The 25793-nt window shown below is 67.2% G+C and carries 20 protein-coding genes and 1 pseudogene; 14 read left to right on the top strand and 7 right to left on the bottom strand.

All coding sequences use genetic code 11. The features are described from left to right. The first annotated feature begins 329 nt into the window (after positions 1-329). The 4 genes and pseudogenes from xerC (IPN03_10265) to IPN03_10250 all read left to right on the top strand — a co-directional run bounded on the left by xerC (IPN03_10265) (position 330) and on the right by IPN03_10250 (position 3884). A pseudogene (xerC, locus tag IPN03_10265) lies at positions 330-1196 on the top strand (site-specific tyrosine recombinase XerC). Between the two features lie 5 nt (positions 1197-1201). Next, entirely contained in the window at positions 1202-1381 is a 180-nt protein-coding gene (locus tag IPN03_10260; protein ID MBK9374087.1) for a hypothetical protein, read from the top strand. 352 nt (positions 1382-1733) lie between these two features. After that, entirely contained in the window at positions 1734-3317 is a 1584-nt protein-coding gene (locus tag IPN03_10255) for a hypothetical protein (GenBank protein ID MBK9374086.1), read from the top strand. Positions 3318-3329: 12 nt separating this feature from the next. Continuing rightward, positions 3330-3884, top strand: coding sequence for a hypothetical protein (locus IPN03_10250; protein ID MBK9374085.1), 555 nt, complete (start codon positions 3330-3332; stop codon positions 3882-3884). A 1139-nt stretch (positions 3885-5023) separates the two neighbouring features. On the opposite strand, the gene IPN03_10245 is transcribed toward IPN03_10250, so the two are convergent. The 3 genes from IPN03_10245 to IPN03_10235 all read right to left on the bottom strand — a co-directional run bounded on the left by IPN03_10245 (position 5024) and on the right by IPN03_10235 (position 7504). Continuing rightward, positions 5024-5227, bottom strand: a complete 204-nt coding sequence (locus IPN03_10245) for a hypothetical protein (protein ID MBK9374084.1) — start codon at positions 5225-5227, stop codon at positions 5024-5026. 418 nt (positions 5228-5645) lie between these two features. Next, positions 5646-7142 (bottom strand): toll/interleukin-1 receptor domain-containing protein, encoded by a 1497-nt coding sequence (locus IPN03_10240; GenBank protein ID MBK9374083.1) that lies wholly within the window; start codon positions 7140-7142, stop codon positions 5646-5648. A gap of 14 nt (positions 7143-7156) precedes the next feature. Then, positions 7157-7504 carry a helix-turn-helix transcriptional regulator gene (locus IPN03_10235; protein ID MBK9374082.1) on the bottom strand — a complete coding sequence of 116 codons (348 nt, stop codon included), beginning with the start codon at positions 7502-7504 and terminating at the stop codon, positions 7157-7159. Between the two features lie 117 nt (positions 7505-7621). On the opposite strand from IPN03_10235, the gene IPN03_10230 reads away from it, so the two are divergent. From IPN03_10230 to IPN03_10200, 7 genes are all read left to right on the top strand, one after another. After that, positions 7622-10804 (top strand): toprim domain-containing protein, encoded by a 3183-nt coding sequence (locus tag IPN03_10230; GenBank protein ID MBK9374081.1) that lies wholly within the window; start codon positions 7622-7624, stop codon positions 10802-10804. 10 nt (positions 10805-10814) lie between these two features. Next, positions 10815-11819 carry a site-specific tyrosine recombinase XerC gene (xerC, locus tag IPN03_10225; GenBank protein MBK9374080.1) on the top strand — a complete coding sequence of 335 codons (1005 nt, stop codon included), beginning with the start codon at positions 10815-10817 and terminating at the stop codon, positions 11817-11819. 32 nt (positions 11820-11851) lie between these two features. Continuing rightward, positions 11852-12031, top strand: coding sequence for a hypothetical protein (locus tag IPN03_10220; GenBank protein ID MBK9374079.1), 180 nt, complete (start codon positions 11852-11854; stop codon positions 12029-12031). After that, complete coding sequence (locus tag IPN03_10215) at positions 12032-12655, top strand: hypothetical protein (protein MBK9374078.1); 624 nt, start codon at positions 12032-12034, stop codon at positions 12653-12655. Positions 12656-12732: 77 nt separating this feature from the next. Next, positions 12733-13962, top strand: a complete 1230-nt coding sequence (locus IPN03_10210) for a hypothetical protein (protein MBK9374077.1) — start codon at positions 12733-12735, stop codon at positions 13960-13962. 254 nt (positions 13963-14216) lie between these two features. Then, positions 14217-14633 (top strand): hypothetical protein, encoded by a 417-nt coding sequence (locus IPN03_10205; protein MBK9374076.1) that lies wholly within the window; start codon positions 14217-14219, stop codon positions 14631-14633. Positions 14634-15396: 763 nt separating this feature from the next. After that, positions 15397-15573: a hypothetical protein gene (locus tag IPN03_10200; GenBank protein ID MBK9374075.1), complete on the top strand. Its 177-nt coding sequence runs from the start codon at positions 15397-15399 to the stop codon at positions 15571-15573. Between the two features lie 888 nt (positions 15574-16461). Here the strand turns inward: IPN03_10200 and IPN03_10195 are convergent. The 4 genes from IPN03_10195 to IPN03_10180 all read right to left on the bottom strand — a co-directional run bounded on the left by IPN03_10195 (position 16462) and on the right by IPN03_10180 (position 20812). After that, positions 16462-17778 (bottom strand): DUF262 domain-containing protein, encoded by a 1317-nt coding sequence (locus IPN03_10195; protein MBK9374074.1) that lies wholly within the window; start codon positions 17776-17778, stop codon positions 16462-16464. A gap of 80 nt (positions 17779-17858) precedes the next feature. After that, on the bottom strand, positions 17859-18800 hold the full coding sequence (locus tag IPN03_10190) for a restriction endonuclease (GenBank protein MBK9374073.1): 942 nt from the start codon (positions 18798-18800) through the stop codon (positions 17859-17861). Then, entirely contained in the window at positions 18793-20400 is a 1608-nt protein-coding gene (locus IPN03_10185) for an Eco57I restriction-modification methylase domain-containing protein (GenBank protein ID MBK9374072.1), read from the bottom strand. Before IPN03_10185 ends, IPN03_10190 begins: the two co-directional genes overlap by 8 nt. A gap of 28 nt (positions 20401-20428) precedes the next feature. Continuing rightward, complete coding sequence (locus IPN03_10180; protein MBK9374071.1) at positions 20429-20812, bottom strand: helix-turn-helix transcriptional regulator; 384 nt, start codon at positions 20810-20812, stop codon at positions 20429-20431. A gap of 123 nt (positions 20813-20935) precedes the next feature. On the opposite strand from IPN03_10180, the gene IPN03_10175 reads away from it, so the two are divergent. The 3 genes from IPN03_10175 to IPN03_10165 all read left to right on the top strand — a co-directional run. After that, the gene (locus IPN03_10175) at positions 20936-24052 is read left to right on the top strand and encodes a toprim domain-containing protein (GenBank protein MBK9374070.1); all 3117 of its coding nucleotides are present in this window, start codon (positions 20936-20938) and stop codon (positions 24050-24052) included. 10 nt (positions 24053-24062) lie between these two features. Then, positions 24063-25091, top strand: a complete 1029-nt coding sequence (gene xerC, locus IPN03_10170; GenBank protein MBK9374069.1) for a site-specific tyrosine recombinase XerC — start codon at positions 24063-24065, stop codon at positions 25089-25091. Between the two features lie 33 nt (positions 25092-25124). Beyond that, the coding region (locus tag IPN03_10165) for a hypothetical protein (protein MBK9374068.1) at positions 25125-25793 on the top strand (669 nt) is incomplete at its 3' end.

Genomic DNA, 25793 nt, shown 5'->3' with positions numbered 1-25793 from the left:
GAGGAAGACGAGCCGGATCCCGCTCCCCATGCGCGCTTGAACGGTTTCTCGCACGAAGAAGCCGAAACTCCGCTCCTCGGAGGCACGCTCGGAATCCCGTCGTACCCACTGCCCGAGCCGAAGCTCGTCCTCCGCCGCGCAGCGGGCGGCTGTAGGAGCAGGTCCGTGACGAGCCCGGCCCGACGGCGCGCGGCAGCTCGACGCAGCAGGTCTTCGCCTTCCGCGACACGACCGACCCGCGCGGTTTCGTCGTCCTGATGAAGGCCCATCTCGAGCACATGAAGGTCAGGGGCTACTCGCCCAGGACGGTCCAGTCGGCCGAGTGGTCGATCTCGGATTTCGTCGTCTGGAGCCAGGAGCGGGACGTGATGAAGCCCCGCGACGTGACGAAGCCGATGCTCGAGCGCTACCAGCGAATGCTCTTCTACACGGAGAAGCCGGACGGGAGCCCTCTGACGCTCTCGACGCAGCACCACCGCCTGAGCTTCATCAAGCAGTACTTCAAGTGGCTCGCCCGCGAGAATCACCTCCTCTCGAACCCCGCCTCCGAGCTCGAGCTGCCGAAGGTGGAGAAGCGGCTCCCGAAGCACGTCCTGACGGCGACGGAGGCCGAGGCGATCCTGGCGCAGCCCGACATCCGGAAGCCCCAGGGCCTGAGAGACCGGGCGATCCTGGAGACCTTCTATTCGACGGGGATCCGGCGCACCGAGCTGTCGGGCCTGAAAGTCCACGACGTCGACACCGAACGCGGCACGATCACCGTCCGCCAGGGCAAGGGCCGGCGGGATCGGGTCGTCCCGATCGGGGAGCGAGCCGGAGCGTGGATCGCGAAGTACATCCGCGAGGCCCGACCAGACTTCGTCATCGAGCCGGACCGCGGTTTCATCTTCCTCGCTGGCGAGGGCGAGCCGATCGCGCCGAAGACGCTCAGCCTGTACGTGAGCCGGTACGTGAAGGCGTCCGGCGTCGCGAAGACCGGCTCGTGCCACCTCTTTCGCCACGCCATGGCGACGCTGATGCTCGAGAACGGCGCCGACGTCCGGATGATCCAGGCCATCCTGGGTCACGTGAAGCTGACGACGACGGAGATCTACACGCACGTGGCGATCACGAAGCTCAAGGAAATCCACACGGCCACTCACCCGGCGGCCCGACTGGGAAGCCTTGAACCCCCACCCGGAGGAGACGTAGGATGAGCACGATGACTGCGAAGCCCTTCCGAGTCGTGACCCCCTTCCCCAGTCCCGACAAGACTGCCAAGCGGCTTGGCGTGTCTCGGGACGAGGTGAGGAGGATCGACAAGCTCGTCGCTGCGGTCGTGCAGCGCGCGAAGAAGAGCTCCGCCGATACCGGTCGGACTGGCAAGCGAGCCACCGGCTGAATGGCCGCCCGGAAAAGCCCCAGTCCCAATCCTGAGGACGTCTTCCTCAACATACCTTTCGATGAGGGTACGGCCGCCTCTATCTGGCCCTGATCGCCGGCCTAACGACGATCGGCCTCACGCCTCGCTCCGTGCTCGAGATCCCGCCCGTACAGAATCGTCTGGAACGGCTCATCGAGCTCATTCAATCCTGCGGCTCGTCGATCCACGACCTTTCCCGCGTCGAGCTCTCCCCGAAGAAGCCGCGCTGCCCCCGCTTCAACATGCCATTTGAAACCGGGCTCGCCGTAGCGTGGGCGCATGCCGCACCGTCGAGCACCGCTGGTTTCTCTTGGAGGCCGTCCCTTTCCGCGTGCAGAAGTCGCTGAGCGACGTGAATGGCTTCGATCCCTTCATCCACAAAGGGACGGTCGAAGGACTCTGTAGCGCCTTGACGAAGGCCTTCTACCGGCCTGAAGTCACCACAGACCAGCTTCTGAAGAACTATCGCCGGCTCCGCCCGATTGCCACGGACCTCAAGCAGAGGGGCCGCTTCGATGACCGCTTCAACGGCGCCGCCTTCAAGAACCTCGTCCTCGCCGGACAGAAGCTCGCCGTCATGAGACCGTCGCGTCACCTCCTGATCGCCGAACCCCGGCTGATCCTGGAGGGGATTCCCTTTAGCCGCAAAATGGGCCGCGTGAGACACACGAGGCCCTTCGTGCTCCTGGCCCTGGCGGCGCTACTGGCGCCGCCGCGAGCCGAGGCCTCGCGTACGAGCGTGTGGGAGCAGAACCCACCAGCCGCCTTCTCTGTCGCGAGGACCGAAGCGGCCTCGGCGCTCGCTTCGATCGCGCCGGCCGCCGTCGCTGACGTCGAAGCCGAAGAGCCTCGTCGCTTCGACCTCGGCGACGTCATCCTCGTCGAGCGCGAGCTTGGGCACGAAGAACGCCTCGACCTCGGCCCGCTGACGCTGGTCGACCTCAACCTTCTGCGAGGTCCTCTGTCGAGTTATCCGGAAACTCGCGTCAGGGGTTTCGAGCTACTCCCGCCCTTCCGTGTCGGGGCATCGGCGTCTCTAAGCCTCTGGCCGCGTCGGGCTTGCGGCTCGATTAGCTGCGGACTCGTGTCGGATGGCCCCGAAGACCCGTGGGGGCTGCAGGTTCATAAGTCGCTTGGCTGCCCGCCCGGTCAGACGTGCATGGGAGCGCTCGAGTACGAGAACATCACGACGGTAGGTCCTCGGCGTTCGGCTATGCCGCCAACGATGCGGGCGGTTCCACCGCGTTCACGGGGGTCGTACACGCTTGGATTCTTGAAGGCGACAGGGAACGCACTGATCTCCCCGGGTCTGGCACTCGACCCTGTCACGTTCCGCGATCCGGAGGGCTACTACTTCTCGCCGAGCAACGCCGAGGAGAGCCACGCGATGGCGATCACGGACTCGGTGTACATGGCCGGATTTGTCGGGCAGATGGTGTTTGGGCGAGGAGTCGTAGAAGCACCTGTGAAGCGGCCAAGTCTTCCGAGAAAGGCGACGCGGCGGGGTCAAATAGTCGAGGACGTTAGGGCTGCGGAGACTTACTCGGAGGAGGCCGGATACGAGCGTGCTGCCCCCGGTACCGCGAGGGCAGACTTCAGAGACGCCTTTAGCATCGAGAAGATCGAACTCAAGTCTCTTGACCCGAGATCTCGAAGCTATGTCGTCGAAGACATTGCAAGCAACGGGCTACGAGATCGCCTGAACAAGTACCTCCAGCAGCTGCTTGGGTATAACCGCGCTGAGCCAACGCCCATCAACGTGCTTGAGATTCAGCTTATCCGCGCCGACCAGTTGACCTTCAATCAGGATCTAGTCCTACGCGGATTCATGGCGGACTCGCTAAAGCAGGGTGTTCAAGTAGAGGTTTACGACTACAAGACTGGCGGTCTGGTCATGAAACCACCCGAACCATAGCCAGGCTGCGATATGGCACGTTACGAGCGCATCTACAAGGACTGGTTCTTTCATAGGCTTCCGAAGGGTGTGACCTTCGCCGACTACGAGGCTGGGCCTGGGAAGAAGGACCGAGTCCTCACTGCCGAGCTTGTCGAGCGGATGCGACGAGAGCTGCCGAAGACGATGAGTCGTGTCTTCGACATTAAGAGGGTGCCTCGCGGGGCCGAGGCACTGCAGCTGCTGGATGTGCTGTGGACGCCGGGGATAGCCGATGCACTCATGCAGCGGTCAGATCCAGACGATGAGAACAACGAATTCAAGCTAACGCTCTCAGAACTGGCGGTCTTCACAGGTGACGTCGTCTTGGAAGCGCTTGGAGGGGCATGGCATTACGCGCGCATGCCGAATTTCTTCGAGTCGGTGATTCGCGTCAGTGGCTTCGAGATGCTGGTGTTTCAGACGGTGATGAAGAAGGGCAGTGACGACTTCGGTCACGAGACGCTGACGTCGAAATGCGATGTCTTTCGGAAGATGGTGGCCAGCCGTCGGGGAACTGACGGACAAGACGATGTCGATGCGAATTGATGGCCCCGCGCCGGACGCGGGCCGCGTCTTCACGCCCGGCGGGCTGGGGCTGCGGGCGCGTGGGGTTTGCCCCCCACTCTACGTTCTACGCGACGGGTCTCTGCAAAGAGCACGCCGAGGGCGAGCACCGCACGGCGCCTGCGGGCGCCGTGGGACGGGGGACGCCCCCGGGCGGCTCCGGCGGGAGGGGCGGAGGAGCCGGACGCTCTGCGAGGCGCGCGCCGGGCGGGGCCCCAATTTCCCCGCCCCGTCACGCGCCTCGCATCCCTGCCGCGGTGCGTCGCTGCGGCGAAGTGTCGCCTCCGCGTCCCCTCCTGCGCGCCTGCGGCGCTCCGTCGGCCGCGCGGCGTCAGGGCCGCTTGCCGATAACCGCGGTTATCGGCCCCGGGGCGGCTGAAGTCCCGCTGCGCTGCGCTCCGCGGGGGCGCCCCTCCCGCCTCCGGGTCCGGCCTTCGGCCGGACCTTTGACATAACGTCTGAACGCTATGTCAAACCGCCGGGGGCGAGCGGCGCGCGCTCGATCGCGCGGGCGCTGAAGGGCCTGGACACGGCGCTCGCGAACGCGCCGCCGCACGCGCCTGCGGTGCTCGCGAGCTGCGCTCCTCGGCCCGGCGACGGCGCGAGCGAGCGCCGCGCCAGGCCGTTCTTCATCGGAGGCGTCGGCGTCGCCGACGCGGCGCTGAAGCGCTGGCACTGCGGGCGCGAAGACCGGGGCGCGGACCTCTGCGCTCCTCGCTTCGCTCGGGTGCTCGAGCACCGCGCCCCGAGCGCCCTCGCGCCAGCGCGACCGGGAGCCGCCGGGAGCGGCTAAAGAAAGAAGCCTGGCAGCCCTTCTCGCCGAACTTCTTCTGCACGCGACGGCCCGGAGGCAAACGACGTCTGCCACGGAGGCCGCGCAGGCTAACGATTTCTGCCACTTTCCGGGCGACGTCACGAACGGCACCGCTCGCGCCGCCGATGCCCCCGGCTGCGCCCCGGTCCTCGGCCGTCAAGGAACCGGCTCTACGAGCCTCGCGCTGCGCGCGTCCTTGACGGCCTGCGGGCCGGAGCGCGGTGTCTCTGATATCGCGGAGCCCATTCGGTCTCCGCGTCGACGAGTCGCCGCGGGACGACGCCGAAGCTCGAGCTACTTTCCTCCTTTAGCCGCTTCCCTCGGCGGTCTCCTGGTCGTGATCCTCGTCGGGCTCCGGCGTGGCGCGAGGCGTGCCGCGGTCGCACGCCACGTGACACGCCATGAGGCGCCGCGGCGGCGCTGCCGCCGCCTGGACCAGCCTGGCGACCGGCTCGCGAGCGGCGACGGCCCCGAACGCGACGACGATGAGGAACACCGCAAGGTGGACCACCGTCGAAGCGGCGAGCCGGGTGCCAGGCGATGGCCGCCGCGCAGGGCCGGAGGACGCGGCCCCTTGAGGGCCGTGCCGCAGGCGCGGAGCCGCCTTGCGACGACCCCGGCGCGGCACGAACGCCGTTGTGCCGCGGGGCCGCGGAGCGGCCCTGGAGGCCGGAGGGGCGCCCCCTCGCGGCTGCGCCGCGAGGGACACAGCGGATACGCGTCGGGCTAAGCCGGGCTTAGCCCGCGAGCGGCCCGTGTGCGGCGCGGCACGGAGGCCGCGATCGGCCGCAGTGATGCGACGCGCAGGGGATTCACGGCGCGTGACGGCGAGGGGGGCGCGGGGCCCCCGCCGGCGCGCGGCGTGAAAAGCGGCAGCGCCACCGCCCCTCCGGCCGGAACCGGGGGCGGCGGGGATCTTGGCCTCTGTCCTACGGGATGCTGTTCAGAAACGCCGCGTGGGGGAGATCAGACATCCAGAAGCGGTTATGGCCGTGTGCCCAGGCTCTGCCGTGCGCCATCCAAGCAGGCCAGGCGTCGCGCATCGATTGATCGGTGACCTGCATGCGCGACCAACTGGCTTGAAGCATGTCCCGGTTACGCACCAGGAGCCGGAGAGGCCTCTCTTCAAGCTTGTCGTGGCTCAGGAAAAAGAGCAGTGGGATCTCGAACCGCAGCTGCTTGGCATGAAGGGCTGTGGGCTGGTTTGCGATCGTCCACGCGAGCTCGAAGACATTCAGCGCCATGTAGTAGGCGGCAAGCGCCGTCCGGTATGACTCCTCGTCGTCGAAAATCTCGAGAAGCCATGGCCATTGGGCTGGCAGGACCTGAAGGACTTCCCAGGCCCAGCTGCAGTTTTCCAGAAACGCTGGGGGCCATCCGATGGCGTGTGGATCACGCCACAAAGGCATGTACTTCTCTCCCCATCGTTGCCGGAGAGGGGTCTTGATCAGTGCGATGGCGAGGTCAGCCTGGCCTGTGTGCAGGCAGGCCGCGCCGTGGAGAGCTTGGTACACGTAGACGAAGGTCTTCGGGTAGTCCACGACGGTCGTGGCCCCGTATGCGGGCCACCCAGGCGGAGCGAGGAGATCGTCGACGAGGCTCCGTTGGGATCGAAGCTCGGTATGGCCCGATTCGACGGCGGCCAGGGCCAGCGCGAACAGCGGCGCCAGGGGCGTCAGTGCCCGAAAGAGCGCCTCTTCGGCCGCTTCTTTTTCACGGGGTGGTCCAGATGTCATGTAGGGCGGATGCCACGTCCGCAGCTCGTGGAAGGCGGTGCGTCGCAGCTCTTTGGCCTGGAGTCTCCAGCCGACGAGGTCTGCTCGACGGATCAGGTCCATCGCCGTGCGGTAGATCCGGGCCGGGTCCGCATGCTCTGCGTCGAGCAGCGGAACGGGCGTCGGCTCTGGTGGGGTGGGGGCCACGCTGCCATCGGGCGGAGCTGCGGCAAACGGAGACGGTCCCAGCAGCGGCTTCGGCACGGGAGGCACTCCGTGCAGCTCGTGCACCAGCCGGTCGAGCTCTTCCTCGAAGCGGCCGTCGTCCGTGAAGTCTGCGTAGATCCTCGGGCCGAGGAACGTCGGCGTCTTCTCGGTGCCGTCTGCGTGTCGCACGATCGGGATGAACTTCCGTGTGCCGACGTCGTGGACGAGCTCCGCCGTGACGATGAGCCGCTCGTATCCCACGCCGCCGCGTCCCTCGGAAGCCTTGCGCAGGTACTCCGGAGTGCAGATGACCAGAACACGGGACGCCTGCCGCACCCCGTCCTCCATGAACCGAGTGGGGTCGTCGCCGAGCTGCAGGTCCCACTGATCGAGGATCGCGTCGATGCCCTTCTCACGCAGGCTGGTGGCCAGCGTGGCCACCCAGCGCTTGTGCTCGGGGGAGTCGTGGGAATAGGAGATGAAGACCGGCGGTGCGTCCGTCACGATCGCCGAGGAGATTACGCTCCCGCAGTCCACTTCTTGGCTTCGTGCTGAAGGATGAGGGAATCGAGCACGGCCTTGGCGACCTTCTTCTCCTCGGCATCGAAGTGGCTGAGCGCTTCGAACTGAAGGCGGAGGTCCTCGTCGGGGCCGCGCTCGTGCTTGCCGAAGACTAGCTCGTCGGCGGAGACCCCCAGCGTTTCTGACAGACGCCGTATGGCTTCCAGGGAGGGCTGGGAGCCGCCGGCCTCATAGCGGTGGATCTGGATGACCGAGATTCCTGCGCGCTCGGCGAGATGCTGCTGAGTCAGGCCCTTGGCCTTTCGGAGAGTGGTCAGGCGCTGGGGGAAGTCGGTGCTGGCCATGAACGCGAGCACCTTAACCAGCGTGTCAGGCGGGGGCCGGCCGATCCCGTCTTTCATGATATGAAGAAACTAGCATAAAAGATAGTTGACGCCTATCCTTTCCGGAGGAGGTCCGCCATGGCCCGAATCCCTGATGACCTCTTGAACCGGGTCCGGAGTGAGGTCCCGCTCGAGCGCCTCGCCGAGGCGAGGGGCGTCGAGCTGAAGAGGCACGGCGCGGATCTGATCGGCCGCTGCCCCTTCCACGACGACCGGGAGCCCTCCCTCGTCGTGACTCCGGCGAAGAACCTCTGGCACTGCCTCGGTGCGTGCCAGACAGGTGGCTCGCCGATCGACTGGGTGATGAAGGCCGAGGGGGTGAGCTTCCGGCACGCCGTCGAGATCCTGAGGGCCGACTTCTTCCCGACCTCGCCCTCGCTGGATGGCCCGCCGAAGCACACCAGCGTCCCGCAGCTCGCCTCGCCCGTCGACCTCGACGCCGACGATCGCGAGCTGCTCGGGCAGGTGATCGGCTACTACCACCAGACGCTGAAGGAGAGCCCGGAGGCCCTCGGCTATCTCGAGAAGCGGGGCCTCGTGCATCCCGAGCTCATCGACCGCTTCAAGCTCGGCTACGCGAATCGCACCCTCGGCTATCGCCTCCCCGCCATGAACCGCAAAGCCGGCCAGGAGATCCGAACGCGCCTCCAGAAGCTGGGGATCCTCCGCGAGACCGGCCACGAGCACCTTTCGGGATCGTTAGTCATCGGGATCTTCGGCGAAGGCGGCGAGGTCCTCGGCGCCTACGGCCGCAAGCTCCTCTCCAACCTCCGCCCCGGCACCCCGATGCACCTCTACCTCCCCGGCCCTCACCGCGGCGTCTTCAACGTCGAAGCCCTCGTCTCCTCGAAGGAAGTCATCCTCTGCGAGTCGCTCATCGATGCCCTCACCTTCTGGTGCGCGGGCTTCCGCAACGTCACGGCCTCCTACGGTGTCGAGGGCTTCACGCACGACCACCTCGCGGCCTTCAAGACGTACGGCACCGAGCACGTCCTGATCGCCTACGACCGTGACGACGCCGGCGACAAGGCGGCCGAGAGCCTCGGGAAGAAGCTCCAGGCCGAAGGGATCGGCTGCTCGCGCGTCCAGTTTCCGAAGGGGATGGACGCCAACGAGTACGCGCTCAAGGTCCAGCCACCCGCGAAAGCTCTCGGCCTGCTTCTACGGACGGCCGTCTGGATGGGCAACGGGAAGCAGCCGGAGAGCGTCACGACGACAACCGCCACGACGGCTACGGCGCCGGGTGCCGCTGCCGCGGCGCCCGCGCTCACCGCGGTGCCTGCGCCGCCTCCGGCCACTCCGGTCCCTGCCTCGCCCGCCTCACCAGTCTCGCCCGTCCCTGTCGTAAGCTCGTACGAGCAGCCGGCCCCTTTAGCAGCTAAAGAAAAGAAGCTTCAGGGCGATGCCTCGCCGACGACCCCCGATCTCGACGAGGTCCTCGTCCCCCTCGGCGATCGCCGCTACCGCCTGCGGGGCCTGAGAAAGAACCTCGCCTGGGGCGTCCTGAAGCTCAACGTCCTCGTCACCCGCGAAGGCCCCGAGGCCGAGGCCCTCTTCGCGCCCCCGTCGCCACTCTCCGGCTTCTTCGTCGACACACTCGACCTCTACTCGGCGCGGCAGCGTGCTGCCTTCGAGAAGCAGGCTGCGCACGAGCTGGGGCTGATCGAGGAGACCATCAAGCGCGACCTCGGCCAGCTCCTGCGGAAGGCCGAGGAGCTTCAGCAGGAGAGCATCCGCAGGACGCTCGAGCCGAAGGAGAAGGCCGTCCTCCTCAGCGAAGAGGAGACGGCCGAAGCCCTCGAATTCCTGAAAGACCCGCGGCTCCTGACCCGCATCCTCGAAGACTTCGAGACCGGCGGCCTCGTCGGGGAGGACACCAACAAGCTCACGGCCTACCTCGCGGCCGTCTCGAGAAAGCTCGACAAGCCGCTCGCCGTCATCGTCCAGTCGAGCTCCGCGGCGGGGAAGTCGGCGCTCATGGAGGCCGTCCTCGGTTTCGTCCCGGAAGAGGAGCGGGAGAAGTACTCGGCCCTGACGGGGCAGTCGCTCTTCTACTTCGGCGAGGGCAAGAGCCTCCGTCACAAGATCCTCGCCATCGCCGAGGAGGAAGGTGCGGAGAAGGCCGGATACGCCTTGAAGCTCCTCCAGTCCGAAGGCGAGCTGTCGATCGCCTCCACCGGCAAAGACCCGCAGACGGGGCGCCTCGTCACGCAGGAGTACCGGGTCGAAGGGCCGGTGATGATCTTCCTGACGACGACGGCGATCGAGATCGACGAGGAGCTCCTCAACCGCTGCCTCGTCCTGACGGTCGACGAGAGCCGCGAGCAGACCAGGCGCATCCACGAGCTGCAGCGGCGGGCCTCGACGCTCGACGGCATCCTGGCCTCACGCAGGAAGCCGAAGGCGGTGAAGGTGCACCGCAACGCCCAGCGTCTCCTGCGCCCGCTCCTCGTCCACAACCCCTTCGCCGCGCGCCTCACCTTCCTCGACGAGAAGACGCGGATGCGGCGCGACCACGTCAAATACCTCAAGCTCATCGAGGCCATCACGCTCCTCTTCCAGTACCAGCGGGAAGTGAAGGGCCTGACCGTCGACGGGGAGGTCGTCGAGTACGTGGAGGCCACCCTCTCCGACGTCGCCCTCGCCAACCGGCTCGCCTCCGAGGTCCTCGGCCGGAGCCTCGACGAGCTGCCGCCGCAGACGCGGCGGCTTCTCGTCCACCTCGACGACCTGGTCACGTCCGTCTGCGAGAAGCAGGGAGTCACGCGGGAGGACCTGCGCTTCTCGCGCCGGGACGTGAGGATCGCGACGGGCTGGGGTGACACGCAGCTGCGGATACACCTCGATCGGCTCGCGGCGCTCGAGTACGTCCTCGTCCACCGTGGCGGCCGAGGCCAGAGCTTCGTCTACGAGCTCCTCTGGCGCGGTGAAGGGAAGGACGGACGGCCCTTCCTGCTGGGCCTCCTCGACACCGCCGCCCTCGTCGATCCCATCGATGAGGAGGCGGCTCCCGCGACTACGACTGAGACCTCGCGGGGGGAAGAGGGCCACCTCGCGGGGGGATCGCGGCCCCATCGCGGGGCCTTCGCGGGGGGGTCGCGGGGTGAGGAAGACGAGCCGGATCCCGCTCCCCATGCGCGCTTGAACGGTTTCTCGCACGAAGAAGCCGAAACTCCGCTCCTCGGAGGCACGCTCGGAATCCCGTCGTACCCACTGCCCGAGCCGAAGCTCGTCCTCCGCCGCGCAGCGGGCCGGCTGTAGGAGCAGGTCCGTGACGAGCCCGGCCCGACGGCGCGCGGCAGCTCGACGCAAGCGGGTCTTCGCCTTCCGCGACACGACCGACCCGCGCGGTTTCGTCGTCCTGATGAAGGCCCATCTCGAGCACCTGAAGGTGAGGGGCTACTCGCCCAGGACGGTCCTGTCGGCCGAGTGGTCGATCTCCGACTTTGTCGTCTGGTGCCAGGAGCGGGACGTGATGAAGCCCCGCGACGTCACGAAGCCGATGCTCGAGCGCTACCAGCGGATGCTCTTCTACACGGAGAAGCCCGACGGGAGCCCTCTGACGCTCTCGACGCAGCACCACCGCCTGAGCTTCATCAAGCAGTACTTCAAGTGGCTCGCCCGCGAGAATCACCTCCTCTCGAACCCCGCCTCCGAGCTCGAGCTGCCGAAGGTGGAGAAGCGGCTCCCGAAGCACGTCCTGACGGCGACGGAGGCCGAGGCGATCCTGGCGCAGCCCGACATCCGGAAGCCCCAGGGCCTGAGAGACCGGGCGATCCTGGAGACCTTCTATTCGACGGGGATCCGGCGCACCGAGCTGTCGGGCCTGAAGATCCACGACGTGGACACGGAACGCGGCACGATCACCGTCCGTCAGGGAAAAGGCCGGAGGGATCGTGTGGTGCCTGTCGGCGAAAGAGCCGGGGCGTGGATCGCGAAGTACATCCGCGAGGCCCGACCAGACTTCGTCATCGAGCCGGACCGCGGTTTCATCTTCCTCGCTGGCGAGGGCGAGCCGATCGCGCCGAAGACGCTCAGCCTGTACGTGAGCCGGTACGTGAAGGCGTCCGGCGTCGCGAAGACCGGCTCGTGCCACCTCTTTCGCCACGCCATGGCGACGCTGATGCTCGAGAACGGCGCCGACGTCCGGATGATCCAGGCCATCCTGGGTCACGTGAAGCTGACGACGACGGAGATCTACACGCACGTGGCGATCACGAAGCTCAAGGAAATCCACACGGCCACTCACCCGGCGGCCCGACTGGGGAAGCCTTGAACCCCCACCCGGAGAGACGTAGGATGAGCACGATGACTGCGAAGCCCTTCCGAGTCGTGACCCCCTTCCCCAGTCCCGACAAGACTGCCAAGCGGCTTGGCGTGTCTCGGGACGAGGTGAGGAGGATCGACAAGCTCGTCGCTGCGGTCGTGCAGCGCGCGAAGAAGAGCTCCGCCGATACCGGTCGGACTGGCAAGCGAGCCACCGGCTGAATGGCCGCCCGGAAAAGCCCCAGTCCCAATCCTGAGGACGTCTTCCTCAACATACCTTTCGATGAGGGGTACGGCCGCCTCTATCTGGCCCTGATCGCCGGCCTAACGACGATCGGCCTCACGCCTCGCTCCGTGCTCGAGATCCCGCCCGTACAGAATCGTCTGGAACGGCTCATCGAGCTCATTCAATCCTGCGGCTCGTCGATCCACGACCTTTCCCGCGTCGAGCTCTCCCCGAAGAAGCCGCGCTGCCCCCGCTTCAACATGCCATTTGAAACCGGGCTCGCCGTAGCGTGGGCGCATGCCGCACCCGTCGAGCACCGCTGGTTTCTCTTGGAGGCCGTCCCTTTCCGCGTGCAGAAGTCGCTGAGCGACGTGAATGGCTTCGATCCCTTCATCCACAAAGGGACGGTCGAAGGACTCTGTAGCGCCTTGACGAAGGCCTTCTACCGGCCTGAAGTCACCACAGACCAGCTTCTGAAGAACTATCGCCGGCTCCGCCCGATTGCCACGGACCTCAAGCAGAGGGGCCGCTTCGATGACCTCTTCAACGGCGCCGCCTTCAAGAACCTCGTCCTCGCCGGACAGAAGCTCGCCGTCATAGACCGTCGCGTCACCTCCTGATCGCCGAACCCCGGCTGATCCTGGAGGGGATTCCCTTTAGCCGCAAAATGGGCCGCGTGAGACACACGAGGCCCTTCGTGCTCCTGGCCCTGGCGGCGCTACTGGCGCCGCGAGCCGAGGCCTCGCGTACGAGCGTGTGGGAGCAGAACCCACCAGCCGCCTTCTCTGTCGCGAGGACCGAAGCGGCCTCGGCGCTCGCTTCGATCGCGCCGGCCGCCGTCGCTGACGTCGAAGCCGAAGAGCCTCGTCGCTTCGACCTCGGCGACGTCATCCTCGTCGAGCGCGAGCTTGGGCACGAAGAACGCCTCGACCTCGGCCCGCTGACGCTGGTCGACCTCAACCTTCTGCGAGGTCCTCTGTCGAGTTATCCGGAAACTCGCGTCAGGGGTTTCGAGCTACTCCCGCCCTTCCGCATCGGGGCATCGCCGTCTCTAAGCCTCTGGCCGCGTCGGGCTTGCGGCTTCCCTTGCCTCGGACTCGTGTCGGATGGCCCCGAAGACCCGTGGGGGCTCAGGACGTTCTTCACTGCCGACGTCGGGCCAGGGGATGTTTTGCCGACGCTCAACATGGAGACCGGTAACACAGCTGTCGATGCAGTACTTGGGGTTGGGAACAACCTCTTCAACCTCGCCGCGAAGTTCGTGAACGCGGGCATGAACTTCGGCAAGGGCGCGGCAGTCGTACAGGACAAGCTCGACGAGAAGGTTGCAGAGAAGGGGATCGCCTGTCGTGGCTGCACGAGCTTCGGCATTGACATGGCTGGGGCCCTTAGCGGGACTCGCGAAGCGCAGGCAGCGTACGAGGTCCTCGGTGCCTACGGCCGGGCCCTTAGCGGTCGATTCGCGCCCGCGCCTGCGGTGGGAGCCGGGGAAGCGGGAGCTGCGGTCGAGAAGAGTAGCTCGCCGAGTCAGCTGAAGGCGGGAAGGTCCTGGGAAGAGGCCGAACTCGCCAGCCTGGGCAAGACGAAGAACACAGAGGTGTGGCGGCCAACGCCAGAGGACATTGACAGCGCTGCGTTCAAGACAGTGGTCGGTCCTGCGAAGTACACGCCGAAGGGTCTCCCGGTAGGCACCAGCGTAGACGTCGCAGAGGCGGGTGGAAGTATCGAGATCAAGGGCGGTACGAAGGTGCTCGAGTCTTCCTACCAGCTACGCTTGCAGACGTATCACGCCCTGAAGACGGAGACTCCACTGACAATCCGAACAGCTCGGCCGGTGAATCCGACCTTTGCCGACTGGCTGAGCAGGTGGGGGGTCAACGTGGAGAATCCCTCTGTAGTGAAGCCCGCGACGGGAGGTGCGCCGTGAGGGAACGGTACACGCGTCACCAGGTCGCGCGTGGTACGAGAGCCGATGCTGAGGTCGGGAGTAAGTGGTACCTGCTGAAGAAGGTGCCTGTCCTTCATGCCACCTATCAGGTGCGGTTACTTGCCTTCCGCGCCCAACAGGAGCACAGGCAGCTGGTGATTCGCGTACCCCCTGTTTTCAAGGCCGGTCCTTCACTTCGCGATCTAGTCCGCGAGCTGAAGGGCGTTATCCGCATCGAGAAGAGTGATCGCTGAATGGGCCTGTATTTAGCTGTCTTTGATGGCGACGAAGAGCTCGAAGGTGTGGAGGTCGGCTCATACGCCGACTTCGGGGCGTTTCGCGACACTGTGGCCGAAACCCTTGAACGAGGCGCGATTGGATCGCGCTTCCCGACCCTAATGCTTCATTCGGACTGCGACGGTAGCTGGTCGCCCGAGGAGGCTGAACGACTGCGAGAGGAACTGATGCAGATTGCGGATGAATTCCGAAAGCTGCCCCCACTCGAGCTGAAATCTGGCAGCTGGCAAGCCGAGGTCACGAGGAGACTGGGCATTAGGGCGACCAACCTGTACGAGGCCTTCATCGATGTCGATGGCGAGCCACTGATCGAGAGACTCGCGCAGCTGACGGAGGTTTCTTGGAGGAGCGGCAGGGAGATTCTCTTTCAGTGACTGGCGGACCGAGGCCTGGCTTCCGGACAGCGACCGAATGTGGTCTAGTCCCGCGCTGTCGAGCAGCATGTCGAAGGCGAGCACGGCACGGCGCCAGCGGGCGCCGTGGGAACGGGGGAGCCGCCCCCGGCGGCTCCGGCGCGCGGGGCGAGGAAGGTACGGGCGCGAGCACGGCGCGCGCCGGGGGCCCCTCCTCGGACCTCCCTCCGTCACGCGCCGTGCAGCGCCCCGCGGCCCAAAACTGCTTTGGGCCGCGCCGGCTGAAATGAGGCGCTCCGCTTCGCTACGCGCAGGCCCCGCGCGCCTCCGGGGCATCGCCTCCACTCGCTGACGCTCGCTGCGGCGACGCCCTGCGGCCTAACAGAGTTAGGCCGACACCGCCGAGGGCGAGCGGAGCTCGCTACGCTCGGTCGCTGAAGGGCCTGTCACGTCGCTCGCGAACGCGCCGCCGCACGCGCCTGCGGTGCTCGCGAGCTGCGCTCCTCGGCCCGGCGACGGCGCGAGCGAGCGCCGCGCCAGGCCATCGAGCAGCGGAGGCGTCGGCTATGCCGACGCGGCGCTGAAGGCGCTGGCACTGCGGGCGACGAAGACCGGGGCGCGGACCTCTGCGCTCCTCGCTTCGCTGCGGTGCTCGAGCACCGCGCCCCGAGCGCCCTCGCGCCAGCGCGCCCGGGAACCGCCGGGGACGACCGCGGCTAAAGAACGAAGCCTCGCAGCCCTTCTCGCCGAAAGTCTTCTGCATGCGACGGCCCCGAGGCAGACGATGTTTGCCACGGAGGCCGCCGAGGCTAAGGATTTCTGCCACCTTCTCGCCGTCGTCACGAACCTTGCCACCGCCGTCACGAAGGACGCCGTGAACGCCGCCGACATCCCCGGCTGCGCCCCGGTCCTCGTGCGTCAAGGCACGGCCCTGCGGGCCTCGCGCTACGCGCGTCCTTGACGCCCTGCGGGCCGGGGCGCGTCGTCGCTGATATCGCGGAGCCCATTCCGGTCTCCGCATCGACGAGTCGCCGCGGGACGACCCCGAAGCCCGAGCTTTCCTCTCCTTAGCCGCTGCTCTCGTCGGTCTTGTCCTCGTCGGCGCTGTCCTCGCCGAGGTCGTCGTCTTCGTCGCGGCTCTCGTCCTCGTCCGCCCTGGCGGGAGGCTGCGCGCGCGAAGGTGCCCGAGCGCGGGACTGCGGCCCGCGCGAGAGGACCGCAGCGCGGCCTTGCGGCCGCACTGCCAGGGCCTTGAGCGCCGCGCCGTGAGGCGCCACCGCTGAAAGGATGCCCGGCGCGGGGGCTGCACGGGCGCGCCGAGGCCCGAGCAGGTCACGCGCAGGGGCTCGGCCGTGCCCGGCCTCGCAGCCCGCGTGACGGGCCTTTAGCTGCTCGCGCGGCCGTGAAGCGGAAGCTCAGCTTCCGTAGGCCGCGCGCTCCTTGCGACCCCGGCGGTGACGGCCCCAACTCCGTTGGGCCGCAGGGCCGGCTTGGCCGGCCCCGGAGGCGGGAGGGGCGCCCCTCGCGGCCGGAGGCCGCGAGCTTGAGGCTGCTCCGTGGGGCCGAATGCGCATTCGGCCCCAGCGGCCCTTGCGCGACGCGGCGCGGAGGCCGCCCTCGGCCGGAGGGACGCGGCGCGGGAGGGATTCACGGCGCGTGACGGGCAGGGGAAATTGGGGCCCCGCCCGGCGCGCGCCGTGAAGAGCGGCGGCTCGATCGCCCCTTCCGCCGGAGCCGCCGGGGGCGGGGATCGGATCCTCTCGGTGCGCTCCGGTGCTCCGTTACAACGAGCCGGGGGTCGACCCGGGCGGCGGAACGAGGCAGAGGTAAGCCTGGCCCTGCAGCCTTCTCAGCGTCGGCGCTCCGAGCGACGGTTTCCCTTGGCGGAGTTGTGCTTGCGGCAAAGAAGGGCGGCATTCGAGAGGACCGTGCGGCCGCCCTTGCTGAACGGCCGGACGTGGTCGGCCGTGAAGTCGTCCCAGCCGAGCCGCCGGCCACACCCCTTCGCCGTGCACTTTCGATCGGTCGCGGAGTTGAAGAGGATGCGGCGCTGCTCCGAGCTGAAGAGTCGCCGCTCGTCGGTCCTCTCGAAGAGGCTCCCGAGAAGTCCGCGGAGGATCTCCTCGCGTTTCTGCCGCTTCGTGATCTCGTCGGTCCCTTCCAGCACGGTCAGCAGGTACTCGCGGTACAGCTCCTCTCCGGGGCCGGCCCCCTCGGCGCGACGCTGCCTCTCCCGCACCGTGTCGACGCCATTCGAGAAGGAGACGAGCAGGTCCCACGCGAGCCGATTCCGGCGCCGATCGGTCAGGATTAGCCCCTCGCTCTCGAGCCGGGCCACGAGGACCGCGAGCGAGTAGAAGTCGGAGATCTTGCTGAAGCGCGTCCGGCCCAGGTCGGGGAACAGTCGGCGGACGCGGTTGAGAGCGCTCACCGTCAGTCGGGAGGCCTTCTCGAGCTGGTGGGCCGTCATGCTCCCGGACTGCATGACACGGTCCAGGGCGGCCTTCTTATTGATCACGTCACCCTTGCTGATGGAGAGCATCAGCTCGCACATCAGCTCGACGTCCTTCATGCGGAGGATCTGGCCGGCGCTCAGGATGCGCTGAGCCTTGAAGTACCCCTCGAACCTCCGCGCCAGGCGGGCGGCCTCCTTGAGGAAGTCGTCGTCGTAGAACTTCGCCTTCCGCTTCTCGGCGGCGGAGAGGGCCTTGCCGGTCGAGTTGATCTTCACGAACAGGTCGATCACCTCGGACAGCTCGCCGTCGACCTGGATCGTCAGGAGCGTGTAGCCCTCGATCTTGTGCTGCTGCCGGCGACGCTTGAGCTTGTCCCAGTCGACCCAGTCCTTCTCGTCCTCGCCAGGCAGCTGGATCTTCTTCGTAGCGAAGCGGTTTCCGCGGATCCGGCCCGTGAACCTCAGGATCGTCTCGATCCGCTGCTTGCCGTCGATGACGTCGAAGTAGATCTGGCCGTCGGTCTCGCGCCTGTAGAAAAAGACGGAGGGAAGAGGGTAGCCGCGCAGGATGCTCTCGATCAGCTTCTGCCGGTCGCTGTCCGTCCAGACCGAGTCCCGCTGAAACCCCGGCGAGAGATTGAGCCGGCCCTTCTCGTAGAGGTGGATGACGTCCTGGACCGTCCTGGGGGAGCTCTCGTAGCGAAGGCTCATCGCATCCTCTCGGGTATGGAATCGTGCGAGCCGGGGGCCATGCTGTCCGTGGCGGAAGCCGCAGGTCGTCGCGCCACGTCTCAGTGAGGCGCGTGAGGTCCGAGGAACTTCTCGCCGTTGTAATGGATCATGTGAGAGGGGCTGTCGGCGAGCCAGACCTCGGTCTCCCAGGCGATGTCGGCCATGTGGCGGCGGTACTCGTCCCGATCGGGGAAGGCGCTGACGTAGACGCGCGGGAGAGGGCAGTCCTTCATCACGAGCTCGAGCTCCTTCTTCCGTTTCGGGGAGACGGGTCCGTGCGATGTCACCGCTTCGATCAGGAGGAGCCAGCCCTTCTCCGGCATGTGCAGGACGACGTCGGGGAGCTTGCCGTGTTTCGTCACGGGGATCTTCAGCGCTTCGAGAGCCCCGGCGTCCACGTGGAGGTCCTTCTCGGCCGTGTCGCCGAGATAGAGCAGGCGCGCCCCGGGGGCGAAGATCTGAGCGAACGACTCCACAATCGCCTTCTGAAGCATGTTGTGCTCGCCGGGCGAGAGCGTCAGCTCCTGGCCGGAGGACAGGACCACAGCCACCCTCTGCCCGACGCGGGCGGCGCGGTACAGCTCGAGAAGGGCGCCGTGGCTCTTCCCGAACTTCTCGGCCTCGGCCTTGAAGGTGCTCGTCCCGAACGCCCGCACCACCGTCAGCGCATCCGCGGTCAGGGCGTAGTGCGTCCGGGGGCTGTTGACCGGCAGGGTGGGATCGTCGGGATTGCGATCGACGACGCGGGCCTGCTCGAGCTGGTGGATCACCTGCCTCCGGAACGTCTCCCGCGTGTTTTCTGCGTAGACCTTCCTGTACGTCTCGCCGACCCACTCCTTGATCGCGTGGATCTTCAGCGACGGCTGAACGGCCGAGGCCCACGGCGTCTTCTTGCCGATGCCGGCCAGGGCCAGGAGCGTGTAGGAGGCGATGTCCGTCTGCTGCTGAGGGGGAAGGCCGAGCGCCTTGAGGATCTTCTTACCGTCTTCGAGCTTACCCATGCCGTCCGATCTCGGCCCGCAGAACCGCGGGCACGTGGAGGATCCGCGTCATCACGTCTTCGGCGCGCCGGGCGGCGTCGGGGCTGCCGAGCAGCTCCTCGCCGATCGCCGTGATCTCACGGAGAGCGGGGAGAGGCAGCGCGCGCAGCTCCGTCGCATTCACCTGCGTGTTGCCGTTGGAGACGCGGAAGTAACGATCGAGAAGGGCGCTTCCGATCACTGCCGAAAGCCCCGTCGCCTCGGCGCGCGTCAGCGACCCGCGCAGGCGGTAGATGTAATTGAGGTGATTCTCCAGAGCGAGGGTGCTTTCGGAGAGCTCGCGTCCGTAGAGCGGCGCGGCCACCAGCCGACGCGCTTCCTCCTTGGCCGAGAACCTCCGCATCACCACGTAGTTATCGCTCGGCAGGAGGAGCTTCTGCGTCGACGGCTCCACGCGGAAGAACTGCGGCTTGTGGACGCCAGGGATCGGCCAGCGCACCGCCATCGATTGCACGTGCTGAAGCCACAGGAGCGGCACCGCCTCCTCGGCGGCGTCCGCCTCATACAGCAGGCTCTCCCGTGCCCGGAACGCCACCACCGGCCCCGTCGAGACCGACAGCCCGAGCGACCCGAGCGTCTGAGGCCAGGCGCGCACGAACGAAAGCACCTCGTCGTCCGTCTCCGCGGTCGGGATGTGCAGGACGAAGTCGCGCGAGCGCAGGTCGACCACCGACTCCAACGGCACCGTCCGCGTCCTCGGCCGCCCGAGGTCCGACACCCCCGCGCTCGTGCTCACCTGCACGCTGGCGTCCGGCGCGGGCTTCGCCTTGCGGGCCCGGACGATCACATTCTCCTGAAGCACCTCGTCCTTGGAGAACGCGTCCTGGCGCGAATCGAACAGGTGCACCGTCTCGGGCGTCACCTGTGAGAAGAGGTGCTCGCGGAAGCTCCGGAAGTAGTCCCCCGTCGTGAAGCTGCGGGGCGTGATGCTCACCATCACCCCCTTCTCGGCCAGCAAGCTCGCCGTGATCGCCAGGAACAGCGCGTAGATATTCGGCTGCCCGTGCACGATCTCGGCGGCCGCGCGGGCGCGGGGGTCGGCCTTGGAGAGCTTGAAGTAGGGGGGATTCAGGATCGCCACGTCGTACGGGTCGGGAGTCGCGCTCTCGAAGAGCGACGTCGACAGACACGAGGCATTCGCCCGGACGAAGTCTGTCTCGTGCACCTTGAACGTCATCTCGATCCCGCGAGCCGCCAGCCATACCTGAGCTCGAGAGAGCGCCCCGTTGCAAACCCGGGCCAGGCCGTGGTCCACCTCGAAGGCGTCCACGTGGACCGGCCCGGCGCCGTCGGGAAGCTCCTCCAGAAGCGCGCACGCCAGCACCCCGGAACCCGCGCCCGGATCGAGGATGCGGCGGACCCGGCGGCCCGGACGGGCCAGCCGGGCCATGAAGCGGGCCACGGGCACCGGCGTGAAGTACTGCCCCAGCTCCCGTCGCCGCTCGGCCGTCTGCTCCTCAAGGTGCAGCCCGCCGAGAAGGGCGGCCTCTTCCGCAGGGCTCCCTTCCAGTGGGAGCGCCAGAGGTGTCGGCCGTGCGGCGGTCGCGGCGTTTGCCTTCATTCCGACTCGATTCTAGGGAGGAGAGCCCTCAGCCGACGAGCTTTCGGATCTTGCCCTTGGCGATCATCGCGTCGATCAGCTCGACGACGGTCTCCTGGTCGTGCCGGGGCATCTGCTCCAGCTCCCGGAACCTCTCCAGGAGCCGCACGTTACGGATCGGCATCTCCGGGGCGGCGCTGACGTCGGCGAACAGCTCCTCGGGCGAGGCCCTGAGGGCGCGGACCAGCTCGAGCAGCTTGGCGACCGTGGGGAAGGACGTGCCCATCTCGTACTTACTGACCTGTCGAGGATGGAGCTCGATCATCCCCGCCAGCTCCTTCTGCGAGAGGCCCCGCCGCTGACGGGCGTCTTTCAGGCGGCGCCCGAAGGAAACAGAGTCCCGGGTCCGTTCCATGAGGAGGAGGGTAGACATGACTCACGATCCTCCTTGAATGATACGCATATAAAGGGTAGTTTACTAGTACGCATCAGGAGAGAAACAACCCTCTTGACGCCCTCTCCCGGAAACAGGGTTTTCGACGAAGGGAGCCACGACATGGCGCGCATCCCCGACGAGCTGCTCCAGAGGGTCCGGCAGGAGGTCAGCCTCGAACGTTTGGCCGAGGCCCGGGGCGTCGAGCTGAAGAGGCACGGCGCCGACCTGATCGGCCGCTGCCCCTTCCACGACGACCGCGAGCCGTCCCTCGTCGTCACCCCGGCCAAGAACCTCTGGCACTGCCTCGGCGAGTGCCAGACGGGCGGCTCGCCGATCGACTGGGTGATGAAGGCCGAAGGGGTGAGCTTCCGGCACGCCGTCGAGATCCTGCGGGCCGACTTCTTCCCGACGATGGCGTCGCTCGATGGCCCGCCCCAGCGCTCCACGGTCCCGAAGCTCGCACCCCCTGTTGACCTCGACGCCGACGACCGCGAGCTCCTCGGCCAGGTCATCGGCTACTACCACCAGACGCTGAAGGAGAGCCCCGATGCCCTCGGGTATCTCGAGAAGCGCGGCCTCATGCACCCCGAGGTCATCGACCGCTTCCAGCTCGGCTATGCCAACCGCACCCTCGGCTATCGCCTCCCCGCCATGAACAGGAAGGCCGGCCAGGAGATCCGAACGCGCCTCCAGAAACTCGGGGTCCTCCGCGACAGCGGCCACGAGCACCTGAACGGCTCACTCGTCGTCCCGATCCTGGGCGAAGGGGGCGAGGTCCTCGGCGCCTACGGCCGCAAGCTCCTCTCCAATCTCCGCCTCGGCACCCCGATGCACCTCTACCTCCCCGGTCCGCACCGCGGCGTCTTCAACGTCGAAGCCCTCGTCTCCTCGAAGGAAGTCATCCTCTGCGAGGCGCTCATCGACGCCCTCACCTTCTGGTGCGCGGGTTTCCGCAACGTCACGGCCTCCTACGGCGTCGAGGGTTTCACCCACGACCACCTCGCGGCCTTCAAGGCGTACGGCACCGAGCACGTCCTCATCGCCTACGACCGCGACGATGCGGGCGACAAGGCCGCGGAGAGCCTCGCGAAGAAGCTCACCGCGGAAGGGATCGGCTGCTCGCGCGTCCAGTTTCCGAAAGGGATGGACGCCAACGAGTACGCGCTCAAGGTCCAGCCGCCCGCGAAAGCTCTCGGACTTCTTTTGCGGACGGCCGTCTGGATGGGGAACGGGAAGCCCGTGATTACGGCGGCCGAGTGCGCCGCTGCCGCGGCGCCAGCCGAGGCGGCTGCGCCGCCTCCGGCCGATCCGGTCCCTGTCTCGCCCACCTCACCCGTCTCGCCCGTCCCTGTCGTAAGCACGTACGAGCAGCCGGCCCCTTTAGCAGCTAAAGAAAAGAAGCGTCAGGGCGATGCCTCGCAGACGACCCCCGATCTCGACGAAGTCGTCGTCCCCCTCGGCGACCGTCGCTACCGCCTCCGTGGCCTCAAGAAGAACCTCGCCTGGGGCGTACTGAAGCTCAACGTCCTCGTCACCCGCGAAGGCCCCGAGGCCGAGGCCCTCTTCGCGCCCCCGTCGCCTCTCTCCGGCTTCTTCATCGACACCCTCGATCTCTACTCAGCGAGGCAGCGCGCTGCCTTCGAGAAGCAGGCGGCACACGAGCTGGGCCTGATCGAAGAGACGATCAAGCGCGACCTCGGTCAGCTCCTGCGCCGGGCCGAGGAGCTTCAGCAGGAGAGCATCCGCAAGACGCTCGAGCCGAAGGAGAAGGCCGTCCTCCTCAGCGAAGAGGAGACGGCCGAGGCCCTCGCCTTTCTGAAAGACCCACGACTCCTCACCCGCATCCTCGAAGACTTCGAGACCATTGGCCTTGTCGGCGAGGACACCAACAAGCTCACCGGCTATCTCGCAGCCGTCTCTCGGAAGCTCGAGAAGCCTCTAGCGGTCATCGTCCAGTCCAGCTCTGCGGCGGGGAAGTCGGCCCTCATGGAGGCCGTCCTCGGCTTCGTCCCGGAGGAGGAGCGCGAGAAGTACTCGGCCCTGACGGGGCAGTCGCTCTTTTACTTCGGCGAGGGGAAGAGCCTGCGGCACAAGATCCTCGCCATCGCCGAGGAGGAAGGCGCGGAGAAGGCGGGCTACGCCCTGAAGCTGCTTCAGTCTGAGGGCGAGCTCTCGATCGCCTCCACCGGCAAGGACCCGCAGACGGGACGGCTCGTCACGCAGGAGTACCGCGTCGAAGGGCCGGTGATGATTTTCCTGACGACGACGGCCATCGAGATCGACGAGGAGCTCCTCAACCGCTGCCTCGTCCTGACGGTGGACGAGAGCCGCGAACAGACCCGGCGCATCCACCAGAGGCAGCGGGAGAGCCGGGGCCTCGCGGCCCTCTGGGCCGAGGAGGAGCGGGAGGACGTGAAGCGGCGGCAGCGGAACGCACAGCGGCTCCTGCGGCCCCTCCACGTCATCAACCCCTACGCCCACGAGCTGACCTTCCTCGACGAGAAGACGCGGACCCGGCGCGACCACGCCAAGTACCTGGCCCTCATCGACGCCATCGCCCTCCTCTTCCAGCACCAGAGGCCCGTCCACAGCGAGACGCGGAGGGGCCAGACGAAGGAGTGGGTCGAGGTGACGGCGGAAGACATCGCCCTCGCCAACCGCCTCGCGGGCGAGGTCCTCGGCCGGAGCCTCGACGAGCTGCCGCCGCAGACGCGGCGGCTCCTGCTGCATCTCGACGACATGGTCTCGGCGGCCTGCACGACCCACGGCCTGGCCCGCTGCGATCACCGCTTCACCCTTCGCGACCTGAGGCTCTTCACCGGCTGGAGCCACGACCAGCTCTGGCGGCACGTGCAGCGGCTCGTCTCGCTCGAGTACGTCCTCGTCCACCGCGGCGGGCGCGGTCAGAGCTTTGTCTATGAGCTGCTCTATGCCGGCGAGGGCAAGGACGGCCGGCCCTTCCTCCCGGGCCTCATCGGCGCGGGTACGACGGTCACCTCCGCGGGGGAAGAGACGACCTCCGCGGACGAGGAGGAGACCCTCGCGGGCGGTTTCGGGTCCCTTTCGCGGGGGGATCGCGGGCCTCTCGCGGGTGCCCGGAATGGCTCCGACGCCGCTGCCCATGCGGTTTTCGGCGACCTCATCGCCGCGGACGCCATCCCTGCGCCACTCGGGAGCCCGCCCTCCGTCGCATCGTACCCGCGGCTCGTGATGCGCCGGGCGGCGGGAAGCCCGTAGGAGCAGGGCCGTGACGAGCCCGGCCCGAAGGCGCGCAGCGGCGAAGAGGAAGCGGGTCTTTGCCTTCCGCGACACGACCGACCCGCGCGGCTTCGTCGTCCTTCTGAAGGCGCATCTCGAGCACATGAAAGTGAGGGGCTACTCGCCGAGGACGGTCCTGTCGGCCGAGTGGTCGATCTCCGACTTTGTCGTCTGGAGCCAGGAGCGCGACGTCATGAAGCCCCGCGACGTCACCAAGCCGATGATCGAGCGCTACCAGCGGATGCTCTTCTACACGGAGAAGCCCGACGGCAGCCCGCTGACGCTCTCGACGCAGCACCACCGGCTCAGCTTCATCAAGCAGTACTTCAAGTGGCTCGCGCGCGAGAACCACCTCCTCTCCAACCCCGCTTCCGAGCTCGAGCTGCCGAAGGTGGAGAAGAGGCTCCCGAAGCACGTCCTGACGGCCACGGAGGCCGAGGCGATCCTGGCGCAGCCCGACATCCGCAAGCCCCAGGGGCTGAGAGACAGAGCCATCCTGGAGACCTTCTACTCGACGGGGATAAGGCGCACGGAGCTGTCGGGTCTGAAGATTCAAGACGTCGACACCGAACGCGGGACGATCACCGTCCGCCAGGGCAAGGGCCGACGGGACCGGGTCGTCCCGGTCGGGGAGAGGGCCGGAGCGTGGATCGCGAAGTACATTCGCGAGGCCCGGCCGGACTTCGTCATCGAGCCGGACCGCGGCTTCATCTTTCTCGCTGGCGAGGGTGAGCCGATCGCGCCGAAGACGCTCAGCCTGTACGTGAGCCGGTACGTGAAGGCGTCCGGTGTCGCTCGCACAGGCTCCTGTCACCTCTTCCGGCACGCGATGGCGACCCTGATGCTCGAGAACGGCGCGGACGTGCGGATGATCCAGGCCATCCTCGGGCACGTGAAGCTGACGACGACGGAGATCTACACGCACGTAGCGATCACGAAGCTCAAGCAGGTCCACACCGCGACGCACCCGGCGGCGCTGCTCCTGCCGCCGGCGAAAGCGCCGGACCGGGCGAACTGAAGCCTTCCCTTCTTTAGTTGCAGAATGGGCCGCGTGAGGATCACGCGGCTCTTCGTGCTCCTGGGCCTGGCGGCGCTGCTGGCGCCGCCAGGCGAGGCCTCGCGCACGAGCGCGTGGGGGTCGAACCCACACGCCTCCCTGACGGCGACGAGAGCCGACGCGGCCGGCCTGCTCGCTTCGCTCGCGCCCGCCGCGCGACTCGACGCGAGCGCGCCACCTGACATCGAAGCCGCTGAGCCGCCGCTCTTCGACCTCGGCGACGTCGTCCTCGTCGACACCGCGGCCGCCGACGCCGAGCACTTCAACCTCGGTCCTCTGACGCTCGTCGACCTCAACCTTCTGCGAGGTCCACCGCCGAGTTATCCAGAAACTCGCGTCGGGGGTTTCGAGCTCCTCCCGCCCTTCCGTGTCGGCGCATCGGCGTCTCTAAGCCTCTGGCCGCGTCAGGCTTGCGGCTTCTCTTGTCGAGAAGTCGCATCGGATAGCCGATATGACCCGTGGGGGCTGGCGGTGTCTGCAGCTCGCGGCGGCATTGTCATCTCCGATGAACGGTCAGTTCAGGGCGAGACGTTCGGAGTCACGTACGACTGGGCTCAGGCGAATCCTGATGCCTTCTACGGACTCCTCACCGACGTCGGCGGCATGGACCGATCTGAGGCGGACGCGTTCATCGGTGATCACCAGCTCGGTTTGACGGGGCGC

It is taken from the genome of Holophagales bacterium, assembly GCA_016719485.1.
In the GTDB taxonomy this organism is placed as follows: Bacteria; Acidobacteriota; Thermoanaerobaculia; order UBA5066; family UBA5066; genus UBA5066.
Note: the sequence above shows the minus strand (reverse complement) of the source record. Positions and strands in the feature narration are given on the sequence as shown.

Coding starts and splice junctions, on each gene's coding strand:
- IPN03_10190 (MBK9374073.1), bottom strand. CDS start 18,800: ATGGGTAAGCTCGAAGACGGTAAGAAGATCCTCAAGGCGCTCGGCCTT.
- IPN03_10185 (MBK9374072.1), bottom strand. CDS start 20,400: ATGAAGGCAAACGCCGCGACCGCCGCACGGCCGACACCTCTGGCGCTC.
- IPN03_10250 (MBK9374085.1), top strand. CDS start 3,330: ATGGCACGTTACGAGCGCATCTACAAGGACTGGTTCTTTCATAGGCTT.
- IPN03_10220 (MBK9374079.1), top strand. CDS start 11,852: ATGACTGCGAAGCCCTTCCGAGTCGTGACCCCCTTCCCCAGTCCCGAC.
- IPN03_10230 (MBK9374081.1), top strand. CDS start 7,622: ATGGCCCGAATCCCTGATGACCTCTTGAACCGGGTCCGGAGTGAGGTC.
- IPN03_10235 (MBK9374082.1), bottom strand. CDS start 7,504: ATGGCCAGCACCGACTTCCCCCAGCGCCTGACCACTCTCCGAAAGGCC.
- IPN03_10200 (MBK9374075.1), top strand. CDS start 15,397: ATGTTTGCCACGGAGGCCGCCGAGGCTAAGGATTTCTGCCACCTTCTC.
- IPN03_10215 (MBK9374078.1), top strand. CDS start 12,032: ATGGCCGCCCGGAAAAGCCCCAGTCCCAATCCTGAGGACGTCTTCCTC.
- IPN03_10195 (MBK9374074.1), bottom strand. CDS start 17,778: ATGAGCCTTCGCTACGAGAGCTCCCCCAGGACGGTCCAGGACGTCATC.
- IPN03_10180 (MBK9374071.1), bottom strand. CDS start 20,812: ATGTCTACCCTCCTCCTCATGGAACGGACCCGGGACTCTGTTTCCTTC.
- IPN03_10260 (MBK9374087.1), top strand. CDS start 1,202: ATGACTGCGAAGCCCTTCCGAGTCGTGACCCCCTTCCCCAGTCCCGAC.
- IPN03_10205 (MBK9374076.1), top strand. CDS start 14,217: ATGGGCCTGTATTTAGCTGTCTTTGATGGCGACGAAGAGCTCGAAGGT.
- IPN03_10175 (MBK9374070.1), top strand. CDS start 20,936: ATGGCGCGCATCCCCGACGAGCTGCTCCAGAGGGTCCGGCAGGAGGTC.